Here is a 13590-nt window from a genome sequence, read left to right as displayed (position 1 = left end):
CCATCACCACAGGCAACACCCTCAATCATCCCATGAGCCAGTGCATTATCGCCTTCTGTGCATGTAGCCTGTTTTCTGCCTGATCCCAGACAACTGACTGCGGCCCGTCGATGACCTCAGAGGTTGTCTCCTGCCCCCTCACAGCAGGAAGACAGTGCATGAATATGGCGTCGGGGGATGCGAGTTTCATGAGCTCTGAGTTCACCTGGTATGGCCTGAATACCCTGAGGCGTTCATCCGCCTCTTCCTCATAGCCCATGCTGACCCAGACGTCAGTGTAGACAACATCCGCGCCATCAACTGCTTCCTCAGGATCGTGGAGCACCCTTATCTCTGAACCGCTTTTTCTGGCGATTTTCTCTGCCCTTTCAGTGATTTCAGGGTCGGGTTCATAGCCTGCTGGGCATGCAACGTCCATGTCCATCCCCAGCATTGCTGTTATTAGGAGCAGCGAATTGCAGACGTTATTACCATCCCCCACAAATACCAGTCTACCACTGAAGTCCCCCAGTTTCTCCCTTACAGTCTGCATGTCAGCCAGCGCCTGGCATGGGTGTTCGAGATCGGTAAGCCCATTTATAACGGGTACAGAAGACTCCGATGCAAGTTCAACCACGTCTGAGTGCCTTATGGCCCTTATCATGATCCCGTCAACGTATCTGCTGAGGGTCCTTGCGGTGTCTGCTATTGGCTCCCCCCTTCCAAGCTGCAGGTCTGATGCTGATAGATAGAGGGGCTGTGCACCCAGCTGGGATGCCCCAACCTCAAAGGAGACCCTGGTTCTTGTTGATGATTTCTCAAAGATCATGGCAAGGGTCCTGCCCTCAAGTATCTTTCCCGGGATTTTTCCTGCCTTGTAATCATCTGCAAGGTCAAGGAGTGCCACCACGTCTTCCATGTCACATACAGATAGAAGATGCCTCATCTACCCAACTCCTCAGAACCGGAGGTCCTCCATGTGCTTCACCCTCTTCTCAATAAGCTCCCTGGTGCCTATATCTCTTCTGTGATAAAGCCTTCCCTTCACGTATCCTGTGGCGCTCTCACAGAGCTCCTCTGCAGAGTATATGTCCTCTGCAAGGGCCACCAGTGCAAGTGCCCTGGAGGAGGAGGTGTATATGGCGCTGTTCTCCTGGTTGACCGACGCATAGTACGTTATAACCCCCATGTCCTCAATCTTATCCTCTTCGATTTTTATTTCAGAACCTGCAACCCCCTTATCAGGGTAGCCCTCGGGTACAAGGTACTTGCAGACCGTTGCAAGGTTCCTGAACCTTGCCCCGCTGAGGTTTCCGTCCACGATTCCCTCACAGATCTCAAGCATGCTGGAATCAAGTAGTGGGAGCACATTCATTGCCTCAGGGTCCCCGAAACGTGCATTGTACTCTATAAGTTTCGGTCCGTCGGCTGTGAGCATGAACTGTCCATATAGAACTCCCTTATAGGGCCCTGCCTCACTTTTAATTGCATCGACTGTCTTCTGCATTATCTCAACTGCCTCATCGTAGTCCTTCTGTGTCAGAAACGGTAAAAGACCATCTGAATCTGAGTAGGAACCCATCCCTCCTGTTATTGGGCCCTGGTCACCCTCATATGCGTGGGGGTGGTCCTGCACTGCGGGCATTGGCACGATACGATCGCCATCAGAGAAGACCTGGACAGTGAATTCCTCGCCAACAACCCTTTCCTCTATAACAACACTTGCATGGCCACCTATACGATTATCTATTACCTCACACGCGTATTCGATTGCCTCTGAGTTGTCCCGGAGGTGTTCACCAACTACCTTAACACCCTTTCCGCCTGTGAGCCCCACCGGCTTTACGACAGCCTCACCCTCAAAGTCATTCATGAATTCCTTAAGTTCATCCCTGTCATCAAAGACACGGTAGGTTATTGAGCCGGGGATACTGTAAGTTTCAAAGAGTCTGCGCATGAATGACTTGTCTGTCTCAATTCTGGCAGCCTCCTTCGTGGGCCCCACCGAGGGTATGCCTGCTTCCTCAAGGGCATTGACCAGCCCTGCCTCTAGGGGTGCCTCGGGACCTATGAATGCCATATCAACGCCCATACTGGATGCGAAATTGACCACCCTTTCTGTGTCAACCTCAGGAGCAACCATGAATTCACTGGCAAGCCTCGATATGCCGGGGTTCCTGTTACCCATCACAGAGTATATTGTCGCCTCATCTGCCAGTGCACTGCATATGGCATGTTCCCTTGCTCCTGTTCCCACAACAAGTATTTTCATCGGATAATCCTCCCTGAAATTGATAAAGTTAAATCTCCATATTATTTTATATAACCTTACCACTTACCTTTATCATGTATTTATAAGAAATATGTCATTAATAATAATGATAGATTTTCAAGGTGTTTCCAATGAAAGGTGGCCAGGCAATAATCAGATCACTTCTGGATCAGGGAGCAGACACCGTATTCGGATACCCCGGTGGACAGTTACTGCCACTCTACGATATGCTCTATGATTCCGAACTCAGGCACATCCTTGTAAGACATGAGCAGTGCGCAGCCCACGCCGCAGATGGATATGCAAGGGCCTCAGGCAGGGTGGGGGTCTGCATAGCAACCTCAGGGCCAGGGGCCACAAACCTTGTAACCGGTATCGCAACAGCCTACATGGACTCCTCACCCATAGTTGCAATTGCAGGTCAGGTCCCCACCCACCTCATCGGGAATGATGCCTTCCAGGAGGTGGACATGATAGGCATAACCATGCCCATCACAAAGCACAGCTTCCAGCCAGCTGATGCAAATGAAATCCCTGCAATGGTAAAGGCAAGTTTTCACATAGCAAAGACAGGACGCCCTGGCCCCGTTGTCATAGACCTTCCAAAGGACATACAGGAACAGGAGGTCCAGGATCCGATTGATGAGCTGGACCTACAGGGCTACAGACCAACCCTCCAGGGCCACCCGCTCCAGATAAAGAGGGCTGCGGAACTCATAAGGAGATCAGAAAAGCCCGTTATACTTGCTGGTGGTGGGGTGATAATATCAGGGGCCTCAAAGGAGATCATGGAGCTATCAGAACTCATAAAGGCTCCTGTGACCACCACACTCCTCGGTAAGGGTTCTTTCCCTGAGGACCATCCTTCGGCCATGGGTATGCTGGGTATGCACGGCCGCAAGGTTGCAAACCTAACAGTGGATGAGTGTGACTGCCTCATAGCGGTTGGATGCAGATTCTCAGACCGCACAACCGGTAATGTTGCAGAATTCGCCCCCAATGCCAGAATAATACACGTGGACATCGACCCGGCAGAGATAGGTAAAAACGTGGCCGTTGATGTTCCTATCGTCGGTGACGCCAGGAATGTCCTTAGGGAGATCATAGAAAAACTCAAAAAACACGGTGAAAGAGATGATGAGTGGCTGAGACAAGTTCAGAAATTCAAGGCTGACTGCATGCCAAGGATGAGTTATGATGATGTGCCTCTGAAACCCCAGCAGGTTATAAAGGAGATAAGCCACGTCTTGGATGATGAAACCGTTGTCACAACAGACGTTGGACAGAACCAGATGTGGATGGCCCACTTCTACACATCAAGAGCCCCCAGAAAATTCATATCATCAGGTGGCCTTGGGACCATGGGTTTCGGTTTTCCTGCCGCCATAGGAGCAAAGGTTGCTCTTCCAGAGAACGACGTTGTGGCCGTCTGTGGCGACGGAGGATTCCTGATGGTCTGCCAGGACCTTGCAACCATAAGGGAGTATGACATACCCGTTGTGATATGTGTCATGGACAACCGCCACCTTGGTATGGTTGCCCAGTGGCAGCGGCTCTTCTATGATGAGAGGATGTCCCATACACACCTCGGTGAGGTCCCAGATTTTGTTAAACTGGCTGAATCATTCGGAATTGAGGCCGAAAGGGTTGAAAAACCGGGTGAAACCACTGAAGCCCTTTCAAGGGCCATAAGATCAGGTGAACCTGCCCTGCTTGATATAGTTATAGATCCAGAGGAGATACTCCCGATGGTTCCCCCTGGTTGCGGTCTGACCGAAATAGTAGGGGAGTACAGGGTTGAAAGGGAGGATCCCCATGAAATAAGATACTCTGGAGTGAAGGCGGACGGTGATTAAGATGAAACCCGACACACACATCATCAGTGCCCTTGTTGAGCACAGACCCGGTGTCCTTCAGAGGGTTGCAGGACTCTTCACAAGGCGTGGATTCAACATCGAAAGTATCACTGTGGGGGAATCTGAAACCCCTGGAATCGCCAGGATGACCATAATAGCCAGGGGCGACGACCGTGTGCTTGAACAGATAACCAAACAGCTCAATAAGCTGATAGACGTTATAAAGGTCCGTGACCTTGAACCATCATCCACCGTTAAGAGGGAGCTATGTATGGTTAAGGTACACGCCCCATCAGAGAAGGAGAGGTCAGAGATAATACAGTACACCAACATCTTCAGGGGGAGGATAGTGGACGTGAGCAGTGAGGCACTTACAGTTGAGGTCACCGGGGACTCAGAGAAGATAGACGCCTTCCTTGAGCTCCTGAGGGTCTTTGGAATCAAGGAACTTGCAAGGACCGGGCCAACTGCAATGTCCCGTGGTGGCAGAACCATCTGAATCCAGATGAACACAAATTTTATTTTTAATGACCCTTTTAATTAGAGATAAGGAGGTTTTTCATGAAGATCTACTATGAAAATGACATTGACATGGAGATACTGGCAGATAAAAAGATAGCCGTCATAGGTTACGGCAGTCAGGGAGAAGCCCAGGCCAGGAACATGGCCGACAGCGGACTTGATGTTATAGTTGGACTCAGAAGGGGTGGAGCCTCCTGGAAGAAGGCCCATGATGATGGTATGAACGTCATGACAATTGAGGACGCCTCAAGGGAGGCCGACATCGTACACATACTCATACCCGACGAGATACAGGAGACAGTATTCGAGCAGTCCATAAAACCCTATCTCAGGGAGGGCAACACCATATCCTTCTCACATGGCTACAACATACACTACGGCTACATAAGGGCCCCCGAGGGGGTAAACGTCACCATGGTGGCCCCCAAGGGTCCCGGTGCAATGGTGAGGAGAACCTACCTTGAGGGTTTCGGCATACCTGGTCTCGTAGCTGTTGAGGTGGATGCAACCGGCGACGCCCTTGAACAGGCCCTTGCCATGGCAAAAGCATGCGGACTTGCACGTGCAGGTGTCCTTGAGACCACCTTCAAGGAGGAAACAGAGACCGACCTCTTCGGTGAACAGGCCGTGCTCTGTGGTGGTGTAACAGAACTCATAAACACCGCATTCAGAACCCTTGTGAATGCCGGATATCAGCCAGAGATCGCCTACTTTGAGACATGCCATGAACTCAAACTGATAGTGGACCTCATCTACGAGAGGGGATTCCAGGGCATGTGGCACAATGTGAGTAACACGGCCGAATTCGGGGGCCTTACAAGGAGGAAGAGGATTATAACAGATGAAACAGAGAAGGAAATGAGGAAAATACTGGAGGAGATTCAGAACGGTAAATTCGCCAAGGAGTGGGCCCTTGAAAACAGGGCCGGTGCCCCGATGCTCAAAAGGATGAGGGCCCTTGAGGGCGAGCTGAAGATAGAGAAGGTGGGTTCAAAGCTCAGGAAACTCTGCGGCCTTGAAAAATAACTCCTCTATCGGATAAAAGATCTTATATTTTTTAAAAGGTGATTGGCTTGGTATTTGTGGGTATGGACCATGGGACAACAGGTGTGTCCTTCACAATCCTTGGGGATGAGGTCGAACACTTCAAGATAGGGAGGGAGGAACTCTCCGCTGGGAGGGTTTCCGCCCTTGAGGAGCTTGAAGGAAGGGTGTCCGCTGAAGAGATAGAACTCATGGCAATAACCTATGCAATGGGTGACGGTATAAAGAGGATAAAGCCCATTGATCAGGTTAAGAACAGGGGTATCATCTCTATTGGAGGGGCCGGTAAGGTTACAGGTGGTGGGACAGCCGTTTACAGTGAAATAGAGTCCTCTGGAATACCCACTGTACTGATACCTGGCCTTCACCGCAACACCCCCTGTCTTGATGAGAGGTTCCGGGCAGCCTACTCCCACCATGCAAGTCCAGAGAAGGTGAGCATATGCTACAATGCATACCTCGAGACCGGCTGGGAGAACATGATAGTTTCCGATATAAGCTCCAATACGGTAACCATGCTCATACAGGACGGGAAGATAAGAGGTGCTATGGATGCCTGTATAGGTGCCATGGGAGTCATACATGGACCCCTTGACCTTGAAATGCTCAGGAAAATAGATGATGGTGAAAAAACTGCCAACGAGTGTTTTTCACATGCAGGGGCTGTTAAGATAGCCGGCATAGATACGAGGGTATCCCGTGCAAGGGATGAACTCCTTGATATGTACCTTGAGGGAAGGAGGGAAGCGGCCCTTGCACTTGAGACCATGATAATGACCATAGCCATGGAGATATGGGGGCTTGCAGGCATCTCAGAGCGTGTTGATGGGATCGTTCTCACCGGATCCATGGGTGCCATGAGGGAACCCTACGATTTCCACGGAAAACTTGCTGATATGGTGGATGAACTGGCCCCTGTAAAGAGGCTGGATGCAACCTCCGGTTCCATGGGGAGTGCCCAGATAGCGCGTGATATACATGGGGGTAAAAGAGAGATTCTGGGAATAGAGGTTGATATCTAACTATCCATTGCAATGAACGCTATCTTGGTTCCCTTAATGAACCTGATACCCTTTTCAGTCTGAAGTACTGTGTTGAGGTAATTATCTATTGATATGAGTTTCCCTCTTGCCTCTTCATTGTTTTTGAGTGTTAGAAGAACATTCCTGTTTTTAAACTTCAGGAACTGCTTGTTAACCCTGAACTCTTTATCATCGCCTTTCATCAGAATCCCCTTAAAGATTTAGTAATGCTATAATGATTCGCCTATATATACTTCACATATCCTCCATCCTTCAGTTAAACTGCAGGGCTACTCCCAGGTTATCCTGAGTAGAACCAGAAGCGCGCCAAGCTGACAGAGGTTAACACTGAGAACAGAAAATCCCACTCCATGTCCCCTGAAACCCTCCCGTATCAGCATGAATATGATGAATATAATGTTCTGCAGGAGCAGCAACATGGAAAACCCTATAAGTCCAAGTGTAAAACTGGACCGGATCTTCCTGTAGCTTGAAACATAGACCCCAAGAAGGATAAGGAGGACGAACATATTCAGAATCCCCACAACAATCGCCAGGAATGTGAGCCCGGGATCTACCATGAAATTATGTCCAGGGGCCCCCCTCATAAATCAACCCCCTGCATCCTATCCAGTATATCCTCAAATAACTCGTAATTCTCCTCCATTGTATCTGAAAGAAAGTACATCCTCCCGTACCTCTCACCCGACGATACTATGATTTTATTCTTCTCAAGAACCCTTAAGTGATGCTGAACAGTCTTATAATCCAGTTTAAGCACCTCTGCCAGCTGGTTGGTATTGTATGGCCTCTCATGTAACATCCGGATTATCCTTGCACGGTTCACTCCCCCACGTGTCGCTGCAATAAGCCACCACAGGAGCCTCTTCATGGAACCACTCTTATACCTATGGGGGTAAACACTGATAATTTTTTGGCACTGACCCATCCAGTTTTACCTTTGAATACCTGAGAGTCCACACATGATGCCTAAATTTAAAGGTTGGGGTGGGAATTCTGAAGCCCATTAGGACTCTGCAGTGGTGATTTGCTTCACCATCAGGATGCACCCCTCACCAGCTGTCTGAACATGCCCCTTAAGGGCTTCCAGTAGATGTGGGCATGTATCAGGGTACCTATAACCATCAGAATTGCCAGTTCAGCATGCCAGTAGGTTACAGATGGATTCATAGCAGTTTTTATACCAAGGCGTATGAATATGAGGAGAAGTATGCCTGTAATTCCTGTCCCGGCATACCCCACAGTCAGCAACATGTTCCACAGCCTTCTGTACACTGAACGCCTTATGTAGCCACTGCGCATGAGGTAAAGCGTTAGAAGGTACGCACCCACTATAATGAGGCTCACAGGTATTAAATGGTAATCTGTTTCATGGCCGCTGAACTCACCGCTACCGTCTGAAACATCTCCACTCACGTTATGTTCAGGGGTCTGATTCTGCGTCCTGCTAATTTCAGAAGTTTCTCCTAGACCGTAATCATCGCTACCACTGGATAAAGAATCCTTCTGGTCAGATGAAGAAGATTCCCCGTCAGATGCTGCGTAATCGGTTGTGGCTGCTGTCTGTGAGAGGTCACATATGCCGTCACCGTTGAGGTCCGTGAACCGCGGACACTGCCCGGGGTAGGGGTCGTTCACAAGACCATAGGGGCATGAAGCGGCGCATGAAATGCCGGAAGTGGATATTGCGGCTGCGAATGGTAAAATTCCAGTCAGAAACTTAAATCCTTTCTTCAGGTTCATTTACCAACCCCCAGGATTCTGTTTAAGCTGCCTCTGTAGTAGTGGAAGTGAAAAACCGTTACAAGCACGAGGGCCAGGCCCGCCTCCACATGCCAGTAGAGAAGCTGTGAGTTCAGGGAAAACCTTATACCGCTCTCCAGTAGGAGAAGAAGGACGAAACCCCCAATTCCTGATATCAAGAAGGCAATGAGTATGATCAGGTTCCAGAGGTTCACATGAAAACTTCTTCGTATCCTGCCATTCCTGTAAAGCGTATATGTTAATATATAAAGTCCTATTAATGGAAAGGTGGCATTAAAGATAGTGTATTCCATTTTAAAACTCTCCAGTTTTTTATTGTAAAATTGGGCCTTTTCTTAAAAGAAATTTTTCCGAATTTACACCCAAATCTCCACCAGATCCATGGAAACCAAAGTAATTCCTAAACCCGCCTAAAGAAAATATTTAGAGAAGTGTGGATGTGGTCAAGGAGTTATCGAAGATCCCACCCTAATCAAACCATCCCCTCATTGAGTCAAGTGGTGCTGTGCAGTCAAGGGATAGCGGTGTAAGGGTTGCGATGTTTTCAGCCTTAAGGGTATGAACATCTGTTCCATGGGCGTCCATCCCGGCAGGATCACCATCAATCCAGTAGTAGGGCCTCCCCCTTGGATCCAGCCTCTTCTTAATGTGGACATTGTACATCCTGTCCCCAAGTCTTGTTATACGTATATCATCTCCAGCTGGGTGTGATGGTATGTTAAGGTTGAGGAAATCAACACCAGCAGGGAGACCCTTCCTGAGTATCATGGATGCAACCCGTTCTGTCAGCTCAGATGCCAGTGAAAAGTCCACGTCCACATGGCCATCATGAAACTTGATGTCCCCTCTCTTCACCTGAAGTGAAACTGCAAGGGAGGGTACACCATGAACTGCGGCCTCCATTGCGGCACCTATTGTCCCTGATGTGGTGAGTTCAGATTTTCCAAGGTTTTCGCCCATGTTTATCCCTGATATTACAAGGTCAGGTTTTTCATCCATCAGCTCGAATATCCCTATTATCACAGCGTCCGTTGGTGTCCCTGAAACCGCGTAGGCCTCTGAACCGTCCCTGAGGGTGACCTCGCTAACCCTTATGGGTTCAAAGAGGGTGAGGGCATGGCCTATACCGCTTTGTTGCGTGGCTGGAGCCACTACAATCGTCTCTCCAAGGTTTTCAACAGCCTTTCTGGCCGCTAAAATCCCTGATGAGTTCACTCCGTCGTCATTTGTTATGAGAATCTTCATTGGTAACCATCTCTATCCTTTACTAGCATTTATATCAAATTTTAAGTATATCTTATAACATAGCTCTATTAAGTCTAACCCCGGAGGGTGGAGGAATTGAAGAAGCAGAAACTCGTGGATTTCATCGCCAAAGTCATGGAGGATTCTGGTTTCAAGGTTTACAAGGATTTCAGAACCTCCCAGCACATAGTGGACATATATGGTATTCTCCCCACCACCCTCGGGGATATAGGGGTTGTGGTGGCCTGTAAAAACTATGATGAAAACTGGAAGGTTGGCATGGACGTTTTAAAGGAAATGGAAATGGCTGCAAAGACCCTGAAGGCCTCCAAGGTAGTGATCGTTACAACATCCGATTTCTCATCCCAGGCCAGAAACTATGCCGTCAAGAGAAACATGAAGCTGATAGACAGGAATGGACTCATAAAAATTGCTGAGGAGTTTTCAAAGAAAATTCAAGTTCCTGAAGAAGAGGAGGAAGAGGATGAATACTGCGAGGAGGATGTTGAAGTATATGGTCCTCCATCAACCATATTTCACACAGGGTCCCAGCGGGGAGATCTATCAAGGAGAGAAAGACGTCAGCCTCTCACCCCCATTATAAGGGGCCTTCTGCAGAACACCATCATACTCATAATAACTGTTGTGGCTGTTTCCTTCCTGATTGCAACCATATTGCAGATGACCGCAGGTCTAGGTACAAGCATCACAGGCATCGTGAAGATAATGATTGCCGCCTCCCTCTCCTATGGTATACCCTACTTTGTTGAGGATGACGGTGCTGTCATAATGATAAAGGGGACAATAGTGTTCTTCAGTTCACTTCTCCTCCTTGTCATACTGATACTGATCTAGTCATCTGAATAATCGACTTCTGCAACTTGAAACTGAATAATAAGATTAGCTGACTGATCCAAAAAATAAATGGTTATCTTCTTGAGATAACCAGCCCCGCGCCAAGGATGAACATCCCTGCCACGAGTAATCCTTCGGATGCGCCTGTCTCCTGCATGGGAACCATTTTTGCTCCTGTTACCTGTTCAGACCCTTCAGATGATTCAGTGACGTCGATGGTTGCCGTATCCTGGTTATTGGTGGCATTTATATCAGGCAGATTACTTGAGATGGTTGCCGTGAACTGCGCTGTTCCAGTTGCAATGGCCCTCTGGTGTACAACGAGTTTATAGACTGCACCGGCTGGCAGGTTCCCTATAGTCCACTCACTGGTTGAAGGATTGTATGATGGGTCATTGTAGATCCATGTGACCCCATTGTCCCAGGATACCTCATGTTCAAGGTATTCAAAGGGATAATTGCTGCTTCTTGTGATGGTTACCTTCACTCCAGTTGCAGTTGATGGTAAATTGTTTGTGACTGCCACTCCCTCAAAGATCTCATATCCAACAGAGGCACTGTTTATAATGTTTTCATCAAGATCAAGGTATTCTGCATCCACTGCAAGATCTGATGCGATCTGTACATTGTCCTCTGTTTCCTGGGCACTCACAGTCCCCACTGCCATGAAGAGCAGGGCAAGGACAAAAAATCTGTGCATTCTCACCCCCCTCAGTTCAGCATCGAAAAGAAAAAATTCGACACTTTATTGAGTTTATGTTTTCACCGGTGATAAATGTTCTGAAAAGTGGTAGGTCTTGATTGATGATCATTAAGAACTCATGAAAAATTAACTGTTGCATTCATGAAATAAATCCAGTGGGCCGGACGAGATTCGAACTCGTGACCACCTCGGTGTGAGCGAGGTATCATACCCCTAGACCACCGGCCCCCACCAGGATCCTTCAATAATCAGATGGGCCGGACGAGATTCGAACTCGTGACCACCTCGTTGTAAGCGAGGTATCATACCCCTAGACCACCGGCCCTCAGTGTGACTTTAAAATTTTACCCTATATAAACTTTTCCGGTTATGGGGGCAATATATAAACGTTGGAGTATAACTAAGGTAGTGTAATATCATTCTGAGGTTATTCTCATGTCATGTGAAGCCAGTGGAAAGATATGGTTCAATGGTGAAATGGTCGATTGGGAAGACGCCACTATACATGTACTTTCACATGTTGTGCATTATGGATCCTCAGTATTTGAGGGAATAAGGTGCTACAGGAACAGAAAAGGATCCGCCATTTTCCGTTTGCGGGAACATGTAAAGAGGCTCTTTGATTCTGCAAAGATATACAGGATGGAGATCCCCTACACACAGGAGCAGATATGCCAGGCAATAATTGAGACCGTCAGGGAGAATGGCCTCGATGAGTGCTACATAAGGCCAGTTGTCTACAGGGGATATGGAGAGATGGGCGTTAACCCGGTTAACTGCCCTGTCGAGGTTGCCATAGCTGCCTGGGAATGGGGGGCCTACCTGGGGGCAGAGGCCCTTAAGGTGGGTGTTGACGTCGGTGTTTCAACCTGGCGGAGGATGGCCCCAAACACCATGCCAAACCTTGCAAAGGCCGGTGGAAACTATCTGAACTCCCAGCTAGCCAAGATGGAGGCTGTTAGACATGGCTATGACGAGGCAATAATGCTGGACTACCATGGCTATGTCAGTGAGGGCAGCGGAGAGAACATATTCATCGTAACCGACGGTGAACTTCAGACCCCACCTGTATCTTCATCCCTCCTTAAGGGGATAACAAGGGATTCTGTGATGAAGATAGCCAGGGCCGAGGGTGTCCCTGTACGTGAAGAACCTATTACAAGGGAGATGCTTTACCTTGCAGATGAAATCTTCTTCACAGGTACAGCCGCAGAGATAACCCCTGTGAGGTCCGTTGATGGTATAGAGATAGGTTCAGGTCGAAGGGGACCTGTGACAGAGATGCTGCAGAATGAGTTCTTCAGGATAATCAGGGCCGAATCAGAGGACAGCTTCGGCTGGTTAACCTACCTCTAAACTTTCAATTATAAGTGAAAACTTGGAAGTTATAAGTTAAAAGTTATAAGTGATTTCCATGGATGTTCTTCAGGCAATAATAATTGGAACTGTTCAGGGGCTCACAGAGTTCCTACCAATAAGCAGCTCAGGCCACCTTGTCCTGCTACCCCAAATGATGGGTGTTAAATCCAGCCTTGCATTTGACACCCTACTCCATGTGGGAACCCTGGTGGCTGTTGTCACCTACTTCTGGGGTGACATAGTCCACATGATAAGGTCATTCATCTCAAGTCTTAGAGACATTCCTGGAGGCAATTTCAGGAATGGGATGGAAGAGGACCCATTTAAGAGGCTGGCCTGGATGGTTATCATAGGTACCATCCCAGCCGCCCTTGCCGGTGTCTTATTCAAGGACTTCTTTGAATCCCTCTTCAGCAGCATAGCGGCTGTTGGATTTTTTCTCATAGTTACAGGTCTTCTCCTGTGGGGTTCGGAAAGGATCAGCGCAAGGATAAGGGAAAAACTTTCTGTTGAAAAACTGGGTGTCAGGGATTCCCTCATAATAGGGGGTGCCCAAGCACTGGCAATAGCCCCCGGCATATCCCGTTCCGGTGCAACCATATCTGCAGGTCTCTTCCTTGGATTTGAAAGGGAGCTTGCAGCAAGGTACAGTTTCCTTCTATCCATACCCGCCATACTGGGGGCTGCACTCATCCAGGTCAAGGATATCAGTGCAGGTATGGACCTCCTGGGTGCCAGTATGATCGCGGGTTTCGTGGCATCCGCTGTATCAGGTTACATTGCAATAAAGTTCCTGTTGAAGCTCATAAGGGAAAGGGACCTCTATATTTTTGCCTACTACTGCTTTGCACTGGGTCTTCTGGTCCTCGGCGTGTCACTCCTCTGATTAGCTCACATCTTCATTTTTTCCTGTAAAATCACAGACACCCCAATTCAGTTCCACATGTA

The 13590-nt window shown here is 48.4% G+C and carries 16 protein-coding genes and 2 tRNA genes; 7 read left to right on the top strand and 11 right to left on the bottom strand.

Going from position 1 to position 13590, the window contains the following annotated elements:
- Positions 1-25 precede the first annotated feature (25 nt).
- Both argF and purD read right to left on the bottom strand, forming a co-directional pair.
- Positions 26-925, bottom strand: a complete 900-nt coding sequence (gene argF, locus QFX30_RS02075) for an ornithine carbamoyltransferase (RefSeq protein WP_300487553.1) — start codon at positions 923-925, stop codon at positions 26-28.
- 12 nt (positions 926-937) lie between these two features.
- Positions 938-2251 (bottom strand): phosphoribosylamine--glycine ligase, encoded by a 1314-nt coding sequence (purD, locus tag QFX30_RS02070; RefSeq protein WP_300487550.1) that lies wholly within the window; start codon positions 2249-2251, stop codon positions 938-940.
- 131 nt (positions 2252-2382) lie between these two features.
- Here purD and QFX30_RS02065 point away from each other — a divergent pair, with 131 nt between their 5' ends.
- From QFX30_RS02065 to QFX30_RS02050, 4 genes are all read left to right on the top strand, one after another.
- Positions 2383-4107, top strand: coding sequence for an acetolactate synthase large subunit (locus QFX30_RS02065; protein ID WP_300487548.1), 1725 nt, complete (start codon positions 2383-2385; stop codon positions 4105-4107).
- A gap of 1 nt (position 4108) precedes the next feature.
- Positions 4109-4606 (top strand): acetolactate synthase small subunit, encoded by a 498-nt coding sequence (ilvN, locus tag QFX30_RS02060; protein WP_013294869.1) that lies wholly within the window; start codon positions 4109-4111, stop codon positions 4604-4606.
- 62 nt (positions 4607-4668) lie between these two features.
- A complete protein-coding gene (ilvC, locus tag QFX30_RS02055; protein WP_300487545.1) occupies positions 4669-5655 on the top strand; it encodes a ketol-acid reductoisomerase in 987 nt (328 codons plus the stop codon).
- A 47-nt stretch (positions 5656-5702) separates the two neighbouring features.
- Complete coding sequence (locus QFX30_RS02050; protein WP_300488228.1) at positions 5703-6695, top strand: methanogenesis marker 12 protein; 993 nt, start codon at positions 5703-5705, stop codon at positions 6693-6695.
- Here the strand turns inward: QFX30_RS02050 and QFX30_RS02045 are convergent.
- The 6 genes from QFX30_RS02045 to surE form a co-directional block, all read right to left on the bottom strand.
- Positions 6692-6898: an LSM domain-containing protein gene (locus QFX30_RS02045; RefSeq protein ID WP_300487542.1), complete on the bottom strand. Its 207-nt coding sequence runs from the start codon at positions 6896-6898 to the stop codon at positions 6692-6694. The genes QFX30_RS02050 and QFX30_RS02045 overlap by 4 nt on opposite strands.
- 87 nt (positions 6899-6985) lie before the next feature.
- Positions 6986-7276, bottom strand: a complete 291-nt coding sequence (locus QFX30_RS02040) for a hypothetical protein (protein ID WP_300487539.1) — start codon at positions 7274-7276, stop codon at positions 6986-6988.
- Between the two features lie 23 nt (positions 7277-7299).
- Entirely contained in the window at positions 7300-7587 is a 288-nt protein-coding gene (locus QFX30_RS02035; RefSeq protein WP_300487536.1) for a winged helix-turn-helix domain-containing protein, read from the bottom strand.
- A gap of 167 nt (positions 7588-7754) precedes the next feature.
- A complete protein-coding gene (locus QFX30_RS02030; RefSeq protein WP_300487533.1) occupies positions 7755-8459 on the bottom strand; it encodes a hypothetical protein in 705 nt (234 codons plus the stop codon).
- Complete coding sequence (locus QFX30_RS02025) at positions 8456-8638, bottom strand: hypothetical protein (RefSeq protein ID WP_300487531.1); 183 nt, start codon at positions 8636-8638, stop codon at positions 8456-8458. Before QFX30_RS02025 ends, QFX30_RS02030 begins: the two co-directional genes overlap by 4 nt.
- A gap of 310 nt (positions 8639-8948) precedes the next feature.
- A complete protein-coding gene (gene surE / locus QFX30_RS02020) occupies positions 8949-9725 on the bottom strand; it encodes a 5'/3'-nucleotidase SurE (protein ID WP_300487528.1) in 777 nt (258 codons plus the stop codon).
- An 87-nt stretch (positions 9726-9812) separates the two neighbouring features.
- Between surE and QFX30_RS02015 the strand changes: the two genes are divergently transcribed.
- On the top strand, positions 9813-10580 hold the full coding sequence (locus QFX30_RS02015) for a restriction endonuclease (RefSeq protein ID WP_367186122.1): 768 nt from the start codon (positions 9813-9815) through the stop codon (positions 10578-10580).
- Positions 10581-10653: 73 nt separating this feature from the next.
- Here QFX30_RS02015 and QFX30_RS02010 read toward each other — a convergent pair whose 3' ends face one another.
- The 3 genes from QFX30_RS02010 to QFX30_RS02000 all read right to left on the bottom strand — a co-directional run bounded on the left by QFX30_RS02010 (position 10654) and on the right by QFX30_RS02000 (position 11608).
- The gene (locus tag QFX30_RS02010) at positions 10654-11280 is read right to left on the bottom strand and encodes a DUF11 domain-containing protein (protein ID WP_300487522.1); all 627 of its coding nucleotides are present in this window, start codon (positions 11278-11280) and stop codon (positions 10654-10656) included.
- A gap of 159 nt (positions 11281-11439) precedes the next feature.
- Positions 11440-11511, bottom strand: a tRNA-Val gene (locus QFX30_RS02005).
- 25 nt (positions 11512-11536) lie between these two features.
- Positions 11537-11608: transfer RNA gene (locus tag QFX30_RS02000), tRNA-Val, on the bottom strand.
- Between the two features lie 110 nt (positions 11609-11718).
- On the opposite strand from QFX30_RS02000, the gene ilvE reads away from it, so the two are divergent.
- Positions 11719-12639, top strand: a complete 921-nt coding sequence (gene ilvE, locus QFX30_RS01995) for a branched-chain-amino-acid transaminase (RefSeq protein WP_300487519.1) — start codon at positions 11719-11721, stop codon at positions 12637-12639.
- A gap of 58 nt (positions 12640-12697) precedes the next feature.
- Entirely contained in the window at positions 12698-13528 is an 831-nt protein-coding gene (uppP, locus tag QFX30_RS01990; protein WP_300487516.1) for an undecaprenyl-diphosphatase UppP, read from the top strand.
- Positions 13529-13590 lie beyond the last annotated feature (62 nt).

The sequence above is a fragment of the Methanothermobacter sp. genome, assembly GCF_030055435.1.
In the GTDB taxonomy this organism is placed as follows: domain Archaea; phylum Methanobacteriota; class Methanobacteria; order Methanobacteriales; family Methanothermobacteraceae; genus Methanothermobacter.
This window is presented reverse-complemented; position numbering and strand designations above follow the sequence as displayed.

Excerpts from the sequence above, each read along its gene's own strand:
- uppP (WP_300487516.1), top strand. The coding sequence starts at position 12,698 with ATGGATGTTCTTCAGGCAATAATAATTGGAACTGTTCAGGGGCTCACA.
- QFX30_RS02040 (WP_300487539.1), bottom strand. The coding sequence starts at position 7,276 with ATGGTAGATCCCGGGCTCACATTCCTGGCGATTGTTGTGGGGATTCTG.
- QFX30_RS02035 (WP_300487536.1), bottom strand. The coding sequence starts at position 7,587 with ATGAAGAGGCTCCTGTGGTGGCTTATTGCAGCGACACGTGGGGGAGTG.
- surE (WP_300487528.1), bottom strand. The coding sequence starts at position 9,725 with ATGAAGATTCTCATAACAAATGACGACGGAGTGAACTCATCAGGGATT.
- QFX30_RS02010 (WP_300487522.1), bottom strand. The coding sequence starts at position 11,280 with ATGCACAGATTTTTTGTCCTTGCCCTGCTCTTCATGGCAGTGGGGACT.
- argF (WP_300487553.1), bottom strand. The coding sequence starts at position 925 with ATGAGGCATCTTCTATCTGTATGTGACATGGAAGACGTGGTGGCACTC.
- ilvN (WP_013294869.1), top strand. The coding sequence starts at position 4,109 with ATGAAACCCGACACACACATCATCAGTGCCCTTGTTGAGCACAGACCC.
- QFX30_RS02065 (WP_300487548.1), top strand. The coding sequence starts at position 2,383 with ATGAAAGGTGGCCAGGCAATAATCAGATCACTTCTGGATCAGGGAGCA.
- QFX30_RS02030 (WP_300487533.1), bottom strand. The coding sequence starts at position 8,459 with ATGAACCTGAAGAAAGGATTTAAGTTTCTGACTGGAATTTTACCATTC.
- ilvE (WP_300487519.1), top strand. The coding sequence starts at position 11,719 with ATGTCATGTGAAGCCAGTGGAAAGATATGGTTCAATGGTGAAATGGTC.
- ilvC (WP_300487545.1), top strand. The coding sequence starts at position 4,669 with ATGAAGATCTACTATGAAAATGACATTGACATGGAGATACTGGCAGAT.
- purD (WP_300487550.1), bottom strand. The coding sequence starts at position 2,251 with ATGAAAATACTTGTTGTGGGAACAGGAGCAAGGGAACATGCCATATGC.
- QFX30_RS02045 (WP_300487542.1), bottom strand. The coding sequence starts at position 6,898 with ATGAAAGGCGATGATAAAGAGTTCAGGGTTAACAAGCAGTTCCTGAAG.